11 protein-coding genes and 1 pseudogene are annotated in these 19,586 nt (G+C 41.8%); 7 read left to right on the top strand and 5 right to left on the bottom strand.

Annotation, left to right across the window (positions count from 1 at the left end; genetic code table 11):
* Positions 1 to 450, bottom strand: a 450-nt coding sequence (locus tag ACIFQM_RS17635) for a helix-turn-helix transcriptional regulator (RefSeq protein ID WP_430047649.1), incomplete at its 3' end; no start/stop codon positions are given.
* Positions 451 to 532: 82 nt separating this feature from the next.
* Positions 533 to 1,894: an amidohydrolase family protein gene (locus ACIFQM_RS17640; RefSeq protein WP_430039044.1), complete on the bottom strand. Its 1,362-nt coding sequence runs from the start codon at positions 1,892 to 1,894 to the stop codon at positions 533 to 535.
* Positions 1,895 to 2,195: 301 nt separating this feature from the next.
* On the opposite strand from ACIFQM_RS17640, the gene ACIFQM_RS17645 reads away from it, so the two are divergent.
* The 6 genes and pseudogenes from ACIFQM_RS17645 to ACIFQM_RS17670 all read left to right on the top strand — a co-directional run bounded on the left by ACIFQM_RS17645 (position 2,196) and on the right by ACIFQM_RS17670 (position 8,966).
* On the top strand, positions 2,196 to 2,768 hold the full coding sequence (locus ACIFQM_RS17645) for a TetR/AcrR family transcriptional regulator (RefSeq protein WP_430039042.1): 573 nt from the start codon (positions 2,196 to 2,198) through the stop codon (positions 2,766 to 2,768).
* A gap of 178 nt (positions 2,769 to 2,946) precedes the next feature.
* Positions 2,947 to 4,353, top strand: a complete 1,407-nt coding sequence (locus tag ACIFQM_RS17650; protein ID WP_430039040.1) for an alanine/glycine:cation symporter family protein — start codon at positions 2,947 to 2,949, stop codon at positions 4,351 to 4,353.
* Between the two features lie 337 nt (positions 4,354 to 4,690).
* Positions 4,691 to 5,401, top strand: a pseudogene (locus ACIFQM_RS17655) (MBL fold metallo-hydrolase).
* Between the two features lie 295 nt (positions 5,402 to 5,696).
* Complete coding sequence (locus ACIFQM_RS17660) at positions 5,697 to 6,572, top strand: ABC transporter ATP-binding protein (protein WP_430039038.1); 876 nt, start codon at positions 5,697 to 5,699, stop codon at positions 6,570 to 6,572.
* On the top strand, positions 6,569 to 8,194 hold the full coding sequence (locus ACIFQM_RS17665) for a hypothetical protein (protein ID WP_430039036.1): 1,626 nt from the start codon (positions 6,569 to 6,571) through the stop codon (positions 8,192 to 8,194). The genes ACIFQM_RS17660 and ACIFQM_RS17665 overlap by 4 nt, the downstream gene beginning before the upstream one ends.
* Positions 8,175 to 8,966: a DUF4097 family beta strand repeat-containing protein gene (locus tag ACIFQM_RS17670; protein ID WP_430039034.1), complete on the top strand. Its 792-nt coding sequence runs from the start codon at positions 8,175 to 8,177 to the stop codon at positions 8,964 to 8,966. Before ACIFQM_RS17665 ends, ACIFQM_RS17670 begins: the two co-directional genes overlap by 20 nt.
* A 40-nt stretch (positions 8,967 to 9,006) precedes the next feature.
* On the opposite strand, the gene ACIFQM_RS17675 is transcribed toward ACIFQM_RS17670, so the two are convergent.
* The 3 genes from ACIFQM_RS17675 to ACIFQM_RS17685 are packed head-to-tail and all read right to left on the bottom strand — an operon-like array spanning position 9,007 to position 12,130.
* Positions 9,007 to 10,125 carry a sensor histidine kinase gene (locus tag ACIFQM_RS17675; protein WP_430039032.1) on the bottom strand — a complete coding sequence of 373 codons (1,119 nt, stop codon included), beginning with the start codon at positions 10,123 to 10,125 and terminating at the stop codon, positions 9,007 to 9,009.
* Positions 10,126 to 10,136: 11 nt separating this feature from the next.
* Positions 10,137 to 10,853 carry a response regulator transcription factor gene (locus ACIFQM_RS17680; RefSeq protein ID WP_430047643.1) on the bottom strand — a complete coding sequence of 239 codons (717 nt, stop codon included), beginning with the start codon at positions 10,851 to 10,853 and terminating at the stop codon, positions 10,137 to 10,139.
* A gap of 23 nt (positions 10,854 to 10,876) precedes the next feature.
* Positions 10,877 to 12,130, bottom strand: a complete 1,254-nt coding sequence (locus ACIFQM_RS17685) for an MFS transporter (RefSeq protein WP_430039028.1) — start codon at positions 12,128 to 12,130, stop codon at positions 10,877 to 10,879.
* 450 nt (positions 12,131 to 12,580) lie between these two features.
* On the opposite strand from ACIFQM_RS17685, the gene ACIFQM_RS17690 reads away from it, so the two are divergent.
* A complete protein-coding gene (locus ACIFQM_RS17690) occupies positions 12,581 to 19,579 on the top strand; it encodes an amino acid adenylation domain-containing protein (RefSeq protein WP_430065904.1) in 6,999 nt (2,332 codons plus the stop codon).
* The last annotated feature ends 7 nt before the right edge of the window (positions 19,580 to 19,586 follow it).

The following is a 19,586-nucleotide window of genomic DNA, read 5'->3' on the forward strand; positions in this document are numbered from 1 at the left end:
TGCTGGTATACGCTCAATTTTAATTTCGGCTTCTTGCAAATGTTCCTTAACCATCTGATCCCGCTCCTTCAAATGATAATGATAAGGAGAGAACACTTCAACATGAATCGCTAACGGAATAGGTCTCGGGTCTCTTTGATATGCAGCCGGGGTTGCCTTAAAAGCTTTTACAAATGCTCGTGTAAAAGCTTCCTGTGAAGAAAACCCATACTTTATGGCAACGTCGAGGATACGGGCATTGCTATCCCGGAGTTCAAGGGCTGCACGGCTAATCCTGCGCATCCACACATAATCCCTTAACGTCATTCCTGTAAGAGAATGAAACTGTTTGGTGCAGTAATAAGGGGAGTAGCCTAGCTGATTGGACATTCTCAACAACGATGGTGCTGAAGTATGGTTATCATCAATCCAATCAATCATGAGCTGGACCATTTCGTTCCATTCGTACACGATGGTTCCCTCCTTTCAATTCCATCTTAACAAGCGGAATGCAGGAATATTTGACTTGAGTTGCATGGCACCCTACAGCCAATCAGATGGGCCATGCTTCTTCAGGCACCCCGTTTTGTGCGAAAATATAATCTCTGGACTCATTGGCTAACTTGCGCAAGCGTTGGATGTCTACATGCAGCATTTTTCCGTTCCGTTTGACAGCTTTCCCAGCCACAAACACTGAATCGACGTTGCTCGTGTTTGCGCATTGCACAACAGCACCGATGGGATGATTTACCGGGAACATATTCAGGTCGTTGGTTCGGATCATAATCAGATCGGCTTCTTTTCCCGGGGTTAACGTACCGATCTTATGATCCAGTCCCAATGCTCGGGCGCCATCAATCGTCGCGAATTCTAAAATGTCCCGTGCTGAAATGGTGAATTCCACCGGCATTTCTCCTGTGGATAAAGTCTTTCCATTGATTCTGGAGCGTTCTGCTTGCAAAGCGAACTTCATTTGTGCAAACATGTCCCCACCAGTCGATACTACGACATCGACTCCTAATGAGGGTCTTCCTCCGTTCTCCATAAATAGCCCTGTAGCCGGATAGCCATGTCCCATCATCATTTCGATTTCCGGTGTAACGGAAATGGAGGCGCCCGAATCTGCGATTAGCTTGTACTCCTCATAGCTGAGTGTATTGGCATGGGCAAAGTTAAGATCCGATCCGAGCAGTCCAGCCTTATGCATTTTTTCAATCGAACGATCCACCGAACCCCATGTCCCGAACCCTAAATGCATGGTACACAGCACACCAAGCTCCCGAGCGAATCGAATCTCATCGACTGCTGTTTCCCAGGCGCTAAATTCTGGTCCTCTTATGGCTAGCCCCATGGTAAGCAGCTGGTCCTCTGATGAGAAATACTGCTTCTTCACCCGTCTGCTGTCATCGGATTGTCGTATCTGGCTTTCTCTGGACCAATATTCGCCATCACCAGGAACTCCGTGGGCAAAGACCGCTCGTGTTCCCGATTCTTGCAAGCCCCGGATCAGCTCATCCGTATGCTCGGGTGAATTAATCATCGACCAATCCAGTAGCGTGGTAACCCCTGCATCCAACGCTTCCAGCGCGCCCAGCAGATTGGCTATATACCCATCCTGCGGACGTAATTTAGCTCCAATATTCCCATAGTACATACGCCCCAGGTACTTTTCGAGCGACCAATCGGCACCTACATTACGAACGACAGATTCCCAGGTGTGGCGATGTGTATCCACAAATCCCGGCATAACGATCATGTTTGTAGCGTCAACAACTTCACAATCGGATGCTTCCAGCTCCGGTTGAACAGCGACAATTTTTTTTCCCTCAATGAGAATATCCGCTTTCTTAAAATCACCCATTGTCTTATCGAGCGTAAGTACACAGCCGTTTTGGATTAATAAACGATGGTTCATCTTTTTATCTCCTTTGCATGTTGTTAGATGACTTAATTCTATGACCTCTCTTAGATCGATGTTTAATCTATATATGTATATTGTAAGCCTAATGATATAAATCACAGTATTTTTTTTCGTGCAGATAAGCTCCTTTACATGGAATCGAAAAAGTGGTCAGACCCGCTCTATGATCTTATTTCTTGCAACCAGCATCTCCTTTGTATAGACTAACAGGATTAGCTAAAATAGAAATAAGATTCATTATGTACATGTATACGTAAATACCTTACATAGAAATTCGATTAAAGGAGAATTGCTGATGTCACCCAGAAACGGAGTGAAGCTGCAAGATATTTTACAGGCTGCCGAGGACATTGCCAATGAACGGGGGATGGGCGATGTCACGCTCACCACGCTGGCGCAGAAGTTGCACATTCGCCCCCCGTCTTTGTATAACCACGTGGACGGGTTGAACGGACTGCGCCAAGTGCTGGCTCTACACAGCTTGGGACAGTTGGAGGAAGCTTTGGTGAGCGCGGCGGTTGGCAGAGCGGGTGACGATGCACTGACCGCTATGGGGAAAGCCTATATGCGATATGCCCGCGAGCGACCTGGTTTGTATGAAGCGATGCTGTATGCAACTGATCGAAATAATCCCGAAATGAGGCAGGCTGCGGATCGTGTGGCGGAGCTTGTTATTTCTGTTCTGTCCAGCGGTTACGGATTTAAGGAAGAGGATTGTGTTCATGCGACGAGGGGGTTTCGCAGTCTGCTTCATGGTTTTGCCTCGCTCGAACAGAAGGGCGGCTTTGGTTTACCCGTAGAAGTGGATCGGAGTATTGAAGTCATGCTGAACACTTTTTTGGCAGGTTTGCGTGTGCAGCAGGAATGAGTATAATATGAGGTTTAAACTCTGTGAGGTTTCCTGTTAATGGCTTCTATAAAATAAAATGTATAATTATCTGTTCTGTGTGGCTAAAAATTGATATACTCAAAAAATACTGTTAAACGGCCGAATATGGAACCGGTTCTACAGCGGGAATGAACTAAGGGATATTGGGGGATTGTGGATGCAACAGCTTTTACAGGATGTGATCGGTGTCATTAACGACTTTTTCTGGTCCAAGTTGTTAATTGTCATGCTGATCGCATTGGGACTATTTTTTACGTTCCGCACTAAGGGTCTGCAAGTACGAATGATCGGAGACATGTTCCGCGTTCTGAAAGAGTCGAAGCGCGGCTCCAAGGGCAGCATTTCACCTTTTCAGGCATTTTGTATCAGCATGGCGGCGCGTGTAGGTACGGGTAACATTACAGGGATTGCGCTTGCCATTGCGCTGGGTGGGCCGGGTGCGGTGTTCTGGATGTGGATCATTGCGATTATCGGATCAGCCTCCAGCTTCGTCGAAAGCACATTAGCCCAAGTATATAAAGTGAAGGACAAAGATGGATTCCGCGGTGGTCCCGCGTATTACATGGAGATCGGCTTGAAGAAGCGGTGGATGGGTATTGTTTTTGCGATACTGATTACACTAAGCTTTGGTTTGGTCTTTAACGCGGTGCAGTCCAATACAATCACACTGGCTTTCGAAAATGCCTTTGGCACCAATCGACTGGTTGTGGGTTTGCTGATGGCGGCTGTGTTTGCGGTCATTATTTTTGGAGGAATCAAGCGGATTGCCAAAATGTCCGAGTATATCGTCATCGTACTGGCGGTGCTGTATATCGGAATTGCACTGTTTATTGTGATCATTAATATTCAGCAATTGCCGCAGGTGCTGTCCCTGATCGTACGCAGTGCGTTCGGTTTCGAGCAGGTTGCGGGCGGCTCCATCGGGGCAGCCTTGATGCACGGCATCAAGCGTGGTTTATTTTCCAATGAAGCAGGAATGGGGAGCGCACCGAATGCGGCAGCTACCGCAAACACGAGCCATCCGGTCAAGCAAGGCTTGATTCAGGCTTTTGGAGTGTTAACGGATACGCTTATTATTTGTACAAGCACAGCCATGATTATTTTGTTATCCGGGGCGTATACGAAGCCAGGGCTTAGCGGAATTGAGCTGACCCAGGCGGCTTTGAGTGTGCACATCGGCCCGTGGGCATCCGGTTTCCTTGCCATTATGGTATTCCTGTTCGCCTTTAGCACATTAATCGGTAACTACTATTATGGCGAAACGAACATCGAGTTTATGAAATCGAAGAAAATCTGGGTATGGCTTTATCGGGTTGCCGTGATTGGTATGGTTATTTTCGGAGCAGTGGCCAAGGTGCAACTGGTGTGGGATATGGCCGATTTATTCATGGGGATGATGGTTGTCGTCAATCTGATTGCTATTGCCCTTTTATCCCGAGTCGCTTTTGCAGCCTTAAAGGATTATTCACGGCAGAAAAAGGCGGGTCAGGACCCTGTCTTCTATAAAGATAGCATTCCGGGGCTAGAGCAAGTGGAGTGCTGGGAGCGGGGAACCAAGCTTTAAGGCAACGCTTGATCACAAACTACAGGCGATGATCCTTCTGTCAGCACCATTTCCCGTGAGGATGTAGCCGCAGTGGTAGTAGCGGCACTGGATGAACGGCAGACGTATCACCGTGCCATTAATCTGGCGTCAGGTAGCACGCCCATTGCTGAGGCTATCCAGCAGGGGTGATGGATTTAGGAGCATTCACATCATAGTTGGAGAGAGGCAGACCAGGGATGTTATTCCGGGTCTGCCTTTTTGCTGCGGAATATCTGCGAAAAGATTTGATTAAAACTAATGATATTATTTATTATACTAATGTAATTAGTTTTAACAAGATGAGGAGATGAGATGGATGCGTGTTGTTCAGGTGCAGCATATAGTTCAATTGACGTTTCTGCCGAGACTGTTCCCGGTGAACTGCTATTTGGTGCAGGAAAAGAAGGGACTGACATTGATAGATGCCGGACTTCCTTATTGTGCAGATGGGATCGAGGAGGCTGCTGCGCGGATGGGGTAGCCAATCCAGCGAATTGTACTTACTCATGCCCATGAGGATCATGTAGGTGCACTGGATAAGTTGAAGGAACGGCATCCTGATGTGCAAGTATTCATTTCCAGACGGGATGCGCGGCTGTTACAGGGCGATGTATCGCTGGATGCGGGTGAACCGAATACTCCGATTCGGGGCAGTGTGCCCAAAAACATCCGTACACAGCCTGACGTTCTGCTGCAAGAAGGGGATTATGTGGGTCCGTTGCTGGTGATCAGCGCACCGGGACATACGCCGGGCTCGATGGCATTTCTGGACACTCGTACCCGTGCATTGATTGCAGGTGATGCCTTCCAGATCCGAGGCGGCGTTGCGGTGTCAGGGAGGCTCAAGCCGCTATTTCCATTTCCCGCACTGGCCACCTGGAACAAGGAAATTTCACTGGAAAGCGCCAAAAAGCTGGCGCGATTCAAACCATCTCTGCTGGCTGTCGGACATGGCAACTTGCTGGAACATCCACAGGATGCACTCGAACGGGCCATTCAAGAGATGGGAGGAAGCTGTAAAGCATAGTGAGGCATCGTGTTCACATCAGGCTCCGGTGGCAAAACAGAGGCGGACATAGTCAGCTTATTGACCTGGATAGAAGGACAGACCAAGATTATTATGCTGGTCTGCTTTTTTGATTATAAATAATCCCTCTATTAAGGGAATACTACTAAAGAATTCTACACACACAATGAAAAAAATATATAAATATATCTAGGATTTTACTATTTTTTTAAACACGTACGGTATTCTTAAGTTACCTAAAGGAGAAGCTGTTTCTAGGGTTAATCAAATTTTAGAGTGTAAATGGGGGATTTGAATGGAATTAACTATGGATCATGTTAATAAAACCTATGGCTCTAAGCAAGCACTAAGAGATATGTCTCTACATTTAAAGCCAGGAGTGTTGGGATTACTTGGCCCTAATGGAGCAGGCAAATCGACACTTATGCGTATATTAGCTACTATTGAGAAGCCTACAAAGGGAACTGTTAGTTGGAATAACATAGACATCGCTAAGAATCCTGATGAATTAAGGAGTGAGTTAGGGTACTTACCTCAGGACTTTGGTGTATATCCCAATATGAATCCTGTTGAATTCTTAGAATATATAGCAGCTATGAAAGGCTTGACTATGAAGTCGGCTAGGAAACGGATTGACGAACTTTTGGAGGCACTCAACCTTTCTCATGCACGAAAGCGCTTGTTGGGTGGATTTTCAGGTGGGATGAAACAGCGAGTAGGCATTGCACAATCGTTGTTGAATGATCCCTCCCTTTTGATTGTCGATGAACCAACCGTTGGCTTGGACCCTGAGGAACGGATAAATTTCAGAAATCTATTATCCTCTCAATCCTCAAATCGTATTGTAATTTTATCCACTCATATTGTGACGGATATCGAATCAATTGCTCCAAATATTGCGGTTATGTCCGAGGGACGTCTCATTACCTATACAACACCGGAACAATTTATTCAAACGGTCGATCACAAGGTGTGGGATTACGTAATTCCCTCAACTAGCTTGCAGGAGGTACAGGCGAAATATGCAATCAGCAGTGCAATTCATCGGCGCGATGGAGTGCACGTCCGCATCGTTTCGGACGTTCGTCCCGGCGAGAATGCAGTACCATTGCAACCTTCACTAGAGGATGCTTATTTGTATTCTGTAGCCGCTTTAGGAGTGACATCATGAGAAGTAACTACTTGTATTTACTCAAAGGAAATGTAACCCAAGAAATGAGAAGGTACACGTTTCTGTTGATTATGGGTATCACCTTGTTCCTCGGATATGCTTTGATTCCTGCGGCATCGGACGGTTATGAGGTCTTCTATATCAAGGGTGTACGGGGTATTTATAATTCACACTGGCTAGGGGCAATGGTTGCAATGCTATCTACCATGCTGTTATGGCTGTTTGGATTTTATATGCTAAGAAGTAAAATTTCTGAAGATCAGCGCCTGAAGATGGGTCAAATTATTGCATCTACACCTATTCGTAATCTTCGGTATATATCCAGCAGAGCGTTATCAAATTTCTGTGTGCTTATGATCATTGAACTGGTACTAGTAGTAGCCTTTATGGGAATGCAGTTGCTTCGGGGAGAGGATTTGCACATCAACCTTGCAGCATACTTTCTTCCGTTGTTATTTGTAAGTATCCCCTCTTTGTTACTTTTATCAGCCTTTACAGTGCTGTTTGACGTTTTTCCTGGGTTAAAGGGTGTGTTAGGGAATGTATTGTTTTTCGCCATTTGGATTTTTCTTAGTGTGATGTCTATTTCAAACTCCAGCAGTCTATGGGATGTTTTTGGAATAAATGCAATCCAGACGGGAATGACAAAAGAGGCGGCGGCTCATTTTGACTTTATTTCCGCAAATGAAATAGGAGGAAGTATCGGCTACTATCCCATTGAAGGGAGAACTCCTACTTTTGAGTGGGGTGGGGTGGATTGGACTGGTCACTTGCTAACTTCGCGTTTGATTTGGGTACTCGCGGCAATGTTTATCATTCTACTTTCTTCTCAGTTGTTTAATCGATTTGCAGTAGTTAAAACAGCTTTTTCTGTTAGGCTTCCTGCTCATGACACGAAGAATAAAGTGGTAGAACGTGAGGACCGCAAATCTTATCATTTATCGCCTGTGAAAAGAGATAAGAAAGTTCGCTTGTCCCGTTTAGTTAGAGCTGAGTTTCGCATTATGCTAAAGGGAATGTCTATCTGGTGGTATTTGCTGGTGTTAGGTTCGATGGTGGCGAGTTTGTTGGTACCATTAGATCAGATCAAAAGCTGGCTACCTGTCCTTTTGCTATGGCCTCTTGCAATATGGTCGCAGATGGGAAACAGAGAGTTTTTTTATTCCACGAACGAGATAATATTATCCAGTTGCCCACGTCTGTATAAGTTTTTCTCTGTCTGGATCGCGGGTATTTTAGTGACACTGCTCATTTCCTCGGGCGCTCTCATCCACTTTTTCTTGGAAGGGGAGCTTACGTATATCTATTCATGGGTAGTGGGTCTTATTTTCGTTCCGACTTTAGCTTTAACGCTGGGGACAATGACCCGATCGAGAAAGCTTTTCGAGGTATTGTATATGCTGTTGTGGTATCTGGGCCCTGTAAATGATCTTCCGTATTTAAACTTTTTAGGAGTTCCAACAGGATACGCAGCTTTATATTTGATATTGACGTTTGTGCTTTTAGTGGTGGGCATTATGATACAACATGTTCAGGAAGAAACGTTATTGGCTGGTTTTCGGAAGAATACCAAAATAAATCGGCCTACCAAAGGAGAATATCATGAGAAAATGGAGAAATAAAGGGGTAACCCTGTTGTGTGTCAGTATGCTGATAGTGATTGTGGCAGGTTGTAATTCAGACTCTGATGCGAAGAGTGAAGTGAAGACGTTCAATAGTGACAATATAAAGGAAATTTATGTTCAAACAGATAGCCAGAATATTGAGCTAAGCCAGTCGAGTAATGGACAGATTGAAGTTAGATCAACGGATAAGGGTGTAACAGCAGTGGAAGAGGGAGGGGCACTTAAGGTGAATGCCCCAGGATCTTCAAGCATATTTAATCCTAAAACGACTACTGTATACGTAGCTTTACCTAATCAGCTCTATGATAAGGTGAATTTAACTACAAAGTCCGGAAAAATCACAGGAAAAGATAGTAAATCAAAAGAACTGAATGTATCTGGAGATTCCGGCTCTATTGATATTAATGGGTTTGAAGGAGAAAAAATTGTAAGTCATATGTCCGCAGGGGATATTAATTTGGTAGGGATAAATGGCGGGATGGAGGTAAGTGCAGATACCGGTAGCATTAATATTTCTCATCAAGGAGAGATCGGACAGGATAGCAGTGTCCGAAGCAATAGTGGGAAGATTGAGGTCGAGCTTGATCCTGTCCCATCGTCACTAAGGATTAATGCCGTTACGAACTCTGGTCAAATTGAGTCTTCGTTGAAGTCTTCTTTTGATCCATCCAGCTCTGATAAAGAATTACATGCCCAAATTGGTAAGGTAACAGATGAAAGTCCTGTACTTTCTCTTGAAACTTCTTCTGGAACCATTGTGATTAAATAATAGCTTAAAAAAGACCACACATACTAACAAGCGCTGATTTCTAATCAGCGCTTGTTTCATTGATATAAGGTAGAGTGATATAAACTATAGTACCTTTTGAGAGCTCGCTATCCATGCTAATCGAGCCATTATGGGCAATAATGAGCTGTTTTGCAATGGCCATGCCGAGTCCGGTACCAAATTCGGGTGCATGCGTAGTAGATCCGCGATAATATTTTGTGAATATATTTTTGAGCGTTTCTGGCTGCATACCTACCCCGTTGTCAACGATCATTAGTTCTATCGTTGAATCATTTTTACAGGCTAATGTTAGTTGGATCTTAGTACCCGTCGGATTATGAATTACTGCATTCATTAGTAGATTTTGTAAAGCCCTATACAGTAGACGTTCATCGTAGCTTGCCATAATAGTCTTTTCTTCAGTGTGAAAGCTTATCATATACTCTGCAGAATTCGGATTATTGCGTATATCAGTAATTAGGTTTTCTATGAAAGATGTCAGGTTGCCGCTTTTGGGATGAATGGGGATCTGAAATGTTGCATTTTCAATTTGCAAAGAGAGATTAAGATCCTGAATTAACCTCTCCAGGTGTAGGCTTTTATTATGAACTTCAAGTAAAAAGGATTGTTGCTCTTCTACACTCCAAATATATTCATCATTCATCAGCAAAGTAGTGTAGCCAGTAATGTAGGTAAGCGGAGTTTTGAGGTCATGTGATATCCCGGCAATCCAGTCCCGCTTGGATTCTTCCATATTTTTTCTTTCCAATTCTGCTTGTTGAAGACTATCGGCTAGAATGTGTATATTATCAATGACTTCTTTATACAAACGATAAGGCCGTCTGAGCTTGTGTTTCTTGGTGTATACTTTATTCTTTCTAGTAAGCGGAGCTTCGTATTCTCCTTTTGTTAAATTATCAATCCATGACATGATAAACCATAGCGGGCCCCCGAAATACCAACTGAAAACTACGCTGCACATCATGATATTAATCACAAAGGTTAGTAATACAAATAAATCATAGTTTGTGTTATCAGGTGTGATTCCTACAACAGGTAAAATTATTTCTGTTGTTATGATGGTCATGAACGCCATGCTCGATAGCCAAGCCAGAAAACCTAAAATAAAGTGAATACCATAACGAAGCTTAACTTTCATTTTCGGTCCCTTCATTGTGGGGGGATGAACTTGTACCCAATTCCCTTAAGATTAATAATAATTTCGGGTGATTTCGGATTGATTTCAAGTTTTTTTCTTATTTTTGAAATATGCATGGCCACTGTCTTTTCTTCCCCATAATGAGGTGCCCCTCCCCATACCAATTCATAAATCTGTGAAGTGGAGTAAATCCGATTTGGGTTTCTTAAAAAGAAACGAAGGAGATCCAATTCCTTAGCCGTACATTCGATTTTTTGATCGTCAAATATTAGCATGGCATCCGACGGCTTAAGCATAAGCCGCCCTACCCGTATTTCCTGATTTTCCTGTGTAGCGTAGGACGGAGTTTGGTATATTTTTTGTCTCCTGAACAGAGCCTCAATCCGAGCTACGACCTCTAATGGATTGAATGGTTTTGTAATATAGTCATCCCCGCCCACGCTTAACCCTGTTAATTTATCGAAATCACTCGAACTTGCCGAGATGAATATAATCGGAGCATTGGTATGGCTTCTTACCATACTACATAGCTCAAAACCATTCATGTCAGGTAGCATAACATCCAGTATGATTAGATCGTAATTATTTTTCCGAACCATTTCCAACGTTTGTTTTGCATTTGTACAGCGGTTTATATGCGTATAGCGCTCCTTTTTCAAGGTCACTTCCAATAAAGTCAGAATACCTATTTCATCATCCACTAAAAGTATTTTTTCGTTTTTTAGCAAGGGAGGAATTCCTTTCCACAAGATTATGCATTTCGAATCGGACGAAACATTAACATCATCATGATACAAAATACGCATACAATGACTCCAAAGGAAACTAGTATTTGAGAGATCTGCAGACCTTTATTAAGAAAAATAGAAATCAGGGCTTGTGATAGAGGTACGAGTCCTGTCGTTGCTGTAGTAACAAGGCTTAAAACCCTCCCAATTTTATCCTGAGGGGTTCTTTCCTGAAGCAGAGTGACAAAAAAAGTATTACTAAAAGAGATAACGAACCCGATTATGCCTAATAATAATAGAGTTTGCAAAAAGTTCACGCTAATCCCTAAAAATAAAATAGCAAGCCCGCATAGTGCAAGACTTAGAAGAGAGATCAATGCTCTTCGTTTTTGGATCTTGGACACTACGATCAGGACTCCACCAGCAATCATACCTACAGTTACAGACATTTCTAGGTAACTGAGTGTTAATGCGCTTCCATGTAAAACTGAATTTACAATTAACGGAATAGCCATAGATAATGGGCCTGTGAGAAAGAAACCAGCTACGATTAAGACAATAATAATGGCTTTGATGAACGCATCCTCTTTTATGAAATGGATTCCTTCCTTCCATTCCTTAACAAGATGTAAAGATTCAGAAGAGGAGTGCTGGGCTTTATGCATGTATTTACTGACAAATAGTGAAGAAAACGCTCCAAGAATTAAAATTGCCGAAATACTGCCAAACAAATGATGATAAGAACCATAGGTAAGAATAACCCCCCCAATCAAAGGCCCCGCCAAACTGAAAAATTGCTGAATGATTTGAGATAATGAGTTAGCTTGAGCCAGATGATTCTCTGAGACGATCACAGGAATGAGTGAGGATGAAGCCGGCCAATAAAAGGCTTCTAAAATCCCGAATAATATAGCAAAGGTGACGACTGCGGAGAAGCTTAAGATATTCGATAGAAAACAAAACACCATAACGATTAACAGCAGACCCCGAAATATATCGGATAGAAACATAATATATGTTTTTTTGTAGCGGTCTGCCAGAATTCCTGTAAAGGGCATTAGTACTAGACGTGGGATGGCTGTAGCCATCAGTACAATACCTAGGCTATTACCCGATGTTAGGTGATTTACGACATACCATGATTCTGCTAAAAGGTAAATTGAAATCCCAGAACTGTTGAATGTGATTGAAAGCAGGACAAAAAGAAATGAGACATTTTTGAACAATGAAGATTTGTTTTCTTGTGGTTGCTTGGACATTTCCGCATAAGTTCCCATGTAATATCCCCTTAAGCTTATTTATTGTCAGCAGTGTGGATGATACTTTTTAGTCGAATTAGATACTCATGTGAGTGAGGATTTAAAAAGTTTAAAATTTTAAATAGACACGATAGTCGTTGGATTCTCCTCCCTTACTCCGTAGTATTAAATCCTCTTACCCTAATTGCATATTCTTGAGGTTTGTGTTGAAATAAGCATAAGTTGACGTAATACAATGTAACAGAGTGGATATAATTACTCAATTTACTTTTATACTGGAATAACATAGAAAATTATATCTTAAAAACAAAAGATATTACATATACAAATTATTAAAATGTGGGTTGACAAAATACATCTTCAAGAGTAAGTTGTTAATGTAATTATACAGAATATTGAATTTATAGATTTATAGACATTTTTCGACAAATTTTTCGATTCTCATTACTCGTAAAAGAGGGGGATTTTGTGGATAATTTGACTCAACGTTCGCTAAGAGCGAATGGGGCTACTGATGTTTATAAGCGATATATGGGTGGATTTGATCATTATGTAGAAATTCCGAATCAGAAAATGGAAATTATGATTGAGAATAAAAATACAAAGGAATTTATGGTTGAGCTTCTTCCGGAGGAAACGAAGGAACTGGTTAAGCAGGGTGCAGAAACAGCAAACACGTTGGCGACTCTTTTATATACGATTTGGGGAATTATTCTACAAAAGTATACGAATACAGAGGATATTGCTTTTGAAAGAAGGATACATCAGGAAGGAGAGGTTGAAACCCGAAGAATATTTCCTTTCCGAATGCGTAGTAAAGAAAACGAAACGATCTTGCAGTTATTGGAGCGTATAAATGTAAATGAAAGGAAACTGACACAGTTATTCTTTTTAACAGATACTGTGTTTGACCAGGCAGTTGCGCCCCATTTTTTTATCTTTGAGCAGAGTGAATTCATTCAAGAGTACAAAGATAATTTTCACATGATGCATAAAAAGGACTTAGGTGTATACGCCTTCTTGGGGCAGAATCTAAAGTTAAGGTTTGTGTTCAATCCAAATGTCTATACAGAAGAATTTGTACAGAGTATAGCTTTGCAGTATAAGCGGATTTTATTTATAACAATATCCAGTCCTGAGACGCTTGTGAGTGATGTGAGCACGATTAGTCCAGAAGAGAAAAATTATTTACTGGGAGTAAACGAAAATCGTATGGATTTTCCTCGAAATCAAAGCATCATTGATTTCTTCAGAGAACAGGTACAACGAATTCCTTATAACACGGCGCTTATCTTTGAGAGAGGAACCCTCAACTATCAAGAACTTGATTCCAAATCAGATGCAGTAGCGCACTATTTATGCAATCAAAGTATTGGACCAGGGGATCGTATAGCATTAATGAACGATAGAACTCCTTATATGATTATAAGCATTTTAGGAGTGTTGAAATCAGGTGCTACCTATGTACCTATTGATCCAGCCTATCCTGAGGAGCGGGTAGCTTATATGCTTTCAGATAGCCAGGCTGCGTTCATGTTGGTAGAGGAACAATATGAAAGTATAACCGTAAATTATGATGTAACCGTAACCATTATTAATAAAATCCTTCAAAACGACGACACCGTCTACTCGAGTGAACTTCCACCACAAGATCCGCATCATGAGGCATACATTATCTATACTTCTGGTTCAACAGGCAAGCCTAAAGGGATACTGACGACGCACACCAATATTATTAAAACAGTTGTAAATTGTGGCTACATAGAATTAACTGCGGAAGATAAGCTGTTACAACTGTCCAATTATGTATTTGATGGTTCGACATTCGATATTTTTGGTGCGCTCTTGAATGGAGCTCAACTGGTACTTGTTCCCAAAGAAACTCTTTTAGATCCTACTCAACTCTCAGCTCTCATTCAAAGGGAGCAGATCACTGTAACCTTTATGACAACCGCATTATTCAATTTGTTAGTGGATATTGATATACATTGCCTAAAGTCTCTGCGAAAAATTTTATTTGGTGGAGAGCTGTCCTCGGTAAGACATGTACAACGAGCTTTTGAGGTACTTGGAGCAGATCGGATTATTCATGTTTACGGGCCTACGGAAACAACTGTGTTTGCAACGTATTATCCTATAACCTCGGATATTATGAAGCTGGATTTTGTTCCGATTGGACGGCCTATTTACAATACGAGTGTGTATGTCCTGAACAAAGATAATCAGTTTCAGCCGATCGGGGTTCCGGGAGAATTGTATATAGGCGGTGAGGGGCTGGCTAGAGGATATTTGAATAGGCAAGAACTCACAGAGGCTGTATTTGTGAAGCATCCTTTTATTGATGGGGAACGCGTGTACAAATCTGGTGATTTGGTCCGCTGGACTAGAGATGGACAACTGGAATTTTTGGGGCGACTGGACAATCAGGTCAAAATTAGAGGGCACCGTATTGAGCTAGAAGAGATTGAGAAATCTATAGCTCAGCATCCCCAAATTAGTCAGGTAATTGTATTGCCGCTCACAGATAATGAAGGGCATTATACAGATTTGTGTGCCTATTATATCTCTCAAAACAGAGAGGAAATCACGAACCTCAAAGAGTATCTTTCATTTGAGCTTCCTGCTTATATGGTTCCATCCCAATATATTGCTATGAAAGAATTTCCATTAACCCCCAATGGGAAAATTGATAAAAAGTCATTTCCTTTACCCGTGCCCTCAGTGCGGACAAATTATGAGGTTCCATCCAGTGAAACAGAAGCTAAGCTGGTAAAAATGTGGAGCGGGATTTTTCAAAATGTGAGCATCGGGATTCATGATAACTTTTTTGATCTGGGTGGGCAGTCTCTTAATGCAATGATGCTTATTTCACAAGTAAAGAAGGAGTGGGGGATTTCAGTATCCATACGGAATTTTTTTGAACATCCTACGATTCAACAACTGGCTCAGTATATCCAGGCTGCTCACCAAGATCATTCGCAGGTGCAGATTAGTCTGGAACCTTGTGAAGAAAGAAAGTATTATCCGGTATCAGCAGCTCAAAGGGCTATTTATACCATACAACAATTGGATGAGCAGGGTTGCGGGTATAACATCACTTCCGTCCACTATATTCAAGGAAAGGTAGATCATCAACGTTTGGAGGAAGTTATTAATTCCTTGATTCAAAGACATGAAAGTCTTCGTACCACTTTTCATTATGTGGATGGGCAGCTCGTTCAAAAAGTCAATCCTGAAGCAAGAATCCGCCTGGAAACATGTAGTGTTCATCATCTGGAGGAAATTCCTGATTGTATTCAATCTTATATCCAACCCTTTAATTTGGAAAAGGCTCCATTATTTCGTGCCTCTCTGCTAGAGAGCGGGCCTGAGCAATATATATTCATTATGGATACACATCATATTGTTATGGATGGTATATCGATGAATGTTTTCTATAAAGAACTGTCTGAATTGTATCAGGGGGGAGTACTACCACTCAATATCTATCAATTCAAAGATTATTCTGTATGGGAAGATCGAGTGCTCCAAACAACGGAGTATGATGTTAAAGCTGAATTTTGGCAACAGAAATTTTCAGATGAGCTTCCAGTATTAAATTTACCGACGGATTACTCACGACCTCCAAAGCAAGATTTTGAGGGAAGTCGAAGTTATTTTGAGATGGATCAAGACTTGATAATTGATCTTAAAAAAATAACAGATCAGAGCGGTGCGACTACATTTATGGTTTTATTAGCAGCTTATCATGTACTCTTGTCAAAATGGAGCGGACAAGATGATATTATTGTTGGAACAGCTGTCGCGAACCGTAATCATGTTGAATTAAATAATGCCGTAGGTATGTTTGTAAACACGGTGGCTCTTCGAAATACATCTAATGGGCAGCAGACCTTCTTAGAGTTACTGTTAACTATAAAAAAGAGAACACTACAGGCATTTGAACATGCTGATTATCCATTCGAAAAAGTAGTTCAGAATTTAAAGCAGAACCGGGACGCCAGTCGGAATCCACTATTTGATACCATGCTCATTATGCAAAATATGGATCAACACGAATTGATTATAGATGGTGCAGTCGTTGAACCGCTAAATGTGGCCGGTAACCAATCGAGATTTGATCTGTCCTGGGAATTTTATGGAAAACAACATTTAAGCTTTGCAATTGAGTACAGCACTGCTTTGTTTCAGAGTGAAAGCATTAGCAGAATGGCAGAGCAGTTTATTTTTATACTGAGACAAATTACTAGCTTGCCTGAGATTCAACTGCTGGATTTAGAGGTACTGCCAGCGAGCCAGAAACAGCTTGTACTAGGTGATTTTAATAATACCTTTCAGCCTTATCCTGAGTATAAGGTTGCTCATCAATTGTTCGAGGAAATAGTAGCATCCAGGCATAATCATACTGCGATCGTTTGTGGTGAACAGCACGTCTCTTATCTGGAGCTTAATCATTGGGCGAACTCACTGGCTCGGACATTGCGTTTTGAACTTGGAGTAAAAAGCGAACAATTTGTAGGTATTATGATGGATAGGTCTATTGAGATGGTCGTTGCAGTGTTGGCCGTACTTAAGGCAGGTGGGGCTTATATGCCGATTGATCCTACCTATCCTGCCGAGCGGATACAATATATGTTGAAAGATAGTAGAGCCCATTGGCTATTAACTCATTTGGACGTTCAGGTACCTACTGACTATCCGGGGGAAGTTCTGAAAGTGGAGCTGTCAGATTACAAAACAGAAGCTACCTCGGATAACCTGCTGAATATAAATACAGCTCATGACTTGGCTTATATGATCTATACATCCGGATCGACTGGAAATCCGAAAGGGGTCATGATCGAGCATCAGGGATTAAGTAACTTTTTATTGACAGCCCCAACATTGGGTATTCATGAAGATTCAAGAGTTTTACAATTTGCCCCTTTTAGTTTTGATGGATCAGTCGCAGAAATCTTTCAGACCCTCCTCTCCGGTGCTACATTATATGTGGAGAAGAAGGAGAACATTATTTCGGATCTTTTGCACATGCTTCGGGAAAAGAAAATTACAGCAGCTATTCTTCCACCCAGCATGCTGAGAGCGGTAGAATACAAAAGCTTACCTCATTTGAAAACAATAACAACAGTAGGCGAAGCTTGTAGTAAGGAGCTTGTAGAGATATGGGGAGAAGGCAGAGATTTCATTAATGGATACGGGCCAACGGAAGCGACGATCGGATCTACTCTGGGGGTTATCACCAAGCATACAGACAAAATTATAATAGGAAAGCCTATACCCAATAAAAAAATATATATTGTGAATTCTAATATGCAGCTACAACCGATCGGGGTGTCTGGAGAGATTTATATTGGTGGGGCAGGAATTGCAAGGGGCTATTGGAATAAGCCGGACCTTACCAAAGAGAAATTTGTTAATAATCCGTTTGGAGAAGGTCGAATCTATAGATCGGGAGATTTAGGGCGGTGGTTGCCAGATGGTACTATTGAATTTATGGGTCGAATAGATCATCAGGTTAAAATTAATGGTCACCGTATCGAAATGGAAGAGATTACAGAGACGCTTTTAAAGCATCCAAGTGTCTTGGAAGCCATTGTTATTGATCGTCAGGAAGAGCAGCATACTAAATTAGCTGCTTATGTAGTACTGAAAGATGACAGTATCCGTGAAGAGTTATGGACATATTTAAGTGCCCGGCTGCCTCAATATATGATCCCTAACTATATTGTTACACTATCTTCATTGCCTTTGACTCCTAATCTGAAGATAGACAGAAAAGCTTTGCTGGATCCTTACCTTGGCGTTTCCGAGGCTTCAGCTTACGTTGAACCCTCTAATGAAATAGAAGCTCTTTTGGTATCCATTTGGCAAGAGACTCTTAAAGTTGATCGTATAGGTGTGCTGGATCATTTTATTAAATTGGGCGGAGATTCAATCAAGGGTATTCAAATTGCGGCTCAGTTAAGCAAACACCACTATAAATTGGATTTAAAAAGGCTTTATGAGTATCCGAGTATTATAGAATTAGCCCCGTATGTGGTTCCTATCCGTAAGGAGTCGGAACAACAAGCTATTATAGGACAGGTGCCACTAACACCGATACAAAGTTGGTTTTATGAACAGGAATTTCCTGAAGAGCAGCACTGGAATCAGTCTATCCTTCTTCCGGCGGATACGATATGGGATGACAAACGAGTCGAAAAGTCCTTGATGAAGCTGATTGAGCACCATGATGCGCTGCGTATGAAATTTATTAAGGAACAAAATCAAGTTATTCAAATGAACCAGGGATTGGATCATAAGAGTTTTGAATTTCATGTCTTCCATTGGCAAACGGAGATGGACTGGGAAGAGAGCATTAAGAAGGAAACGATTAGACTGCAAAAAAGTATGAATCTTTCTGAGGGTATCTTAATGCAAGCGGGACTTTTTAAAACACCTGAACAAGAATACCTGTTTATAGCCGTTCATCATCTGGTGATTGATGGGGTTTCATGGCGTATTCTTCTGGAGGATTTTAACCAAGTATATACACAGCTTGAACATAATTCTGAGATAGTCCTTCCTCCAAAAACGGATTCGTTTAAGGAGTGGAGCCATGCATTACAGGAATATGCGAGCACACAACAATTCCGAAATGAACTCGGTTTTTGGGAAAATCAAGATGAGTTTATGCGGCAACAGCTCCCTAACAACCGGGAAAGTGCCCGTAGATGCACAATGCAGGATAGCAAGGTAATTTCAATCATATTTCCGAAACGAACAACACAGGATCTATTGACTCAGGTTCACCGTGCATTCAACACAGAAGTTAACGATATTTTGCTGAGTGCTCTTGTATGGACCGTGACTCAATGCACAGGGAATCCAATGATATCCGTTGCCTTAGAAGGCCATGGAAGAGAATATATCCACAGAGAAATTAACATCAATAGAACACTGGGATGGTTTACATCCATCTTTCCAGTCATCTTCACATTGGACAATCTTGAGATAGGGGAAGTCATTAAAACGGTCAAAAATACACTGCGGAGCATCCCTAATAAAGGCATAGGCTATGGAATTATGAAGTATATATGTGCGGACAAATTGGCCCATTCACCGAGTCTATCCACGGGAATCAGCTTTAACTATTTAGGTGTATTTGATACGGGAGCTTTATTACAGGGATTGGGCCAATCCTCCATTTCTATTGGAGACTCAATAAGTCCACTTACATCGATGACGACTGATTTGGAAATTAATGGAGCGGTTAATCGGGAAAATTTACTGTTGGAATTCCGATATGATCCGAACCTATATGCTAATCAGGCGATGAATAGGCTCGTCGAGACATTTCAAGCAAGTTTGTACGGTATTATTCAGTATTGCATGGAGAAAAAGGAGCAGGTACTAACATCAAGCGATTTTAGTGCCAAAGGAATCAATCAAGAGGATCTGGATTTATTCCTGAATTCCTTAAACTAAAACAGGT

The organism is Paenibacillus sp. NRS-1782 (genome assembly GCF_050467685.1).
Taxonomy (GTDB): domain Bacteria; phylum Bacillota; class Bacilli; order Paenibacillales; family Paenibacillaceae; genus Paenibacillus; species Paenibacillus terrae_A.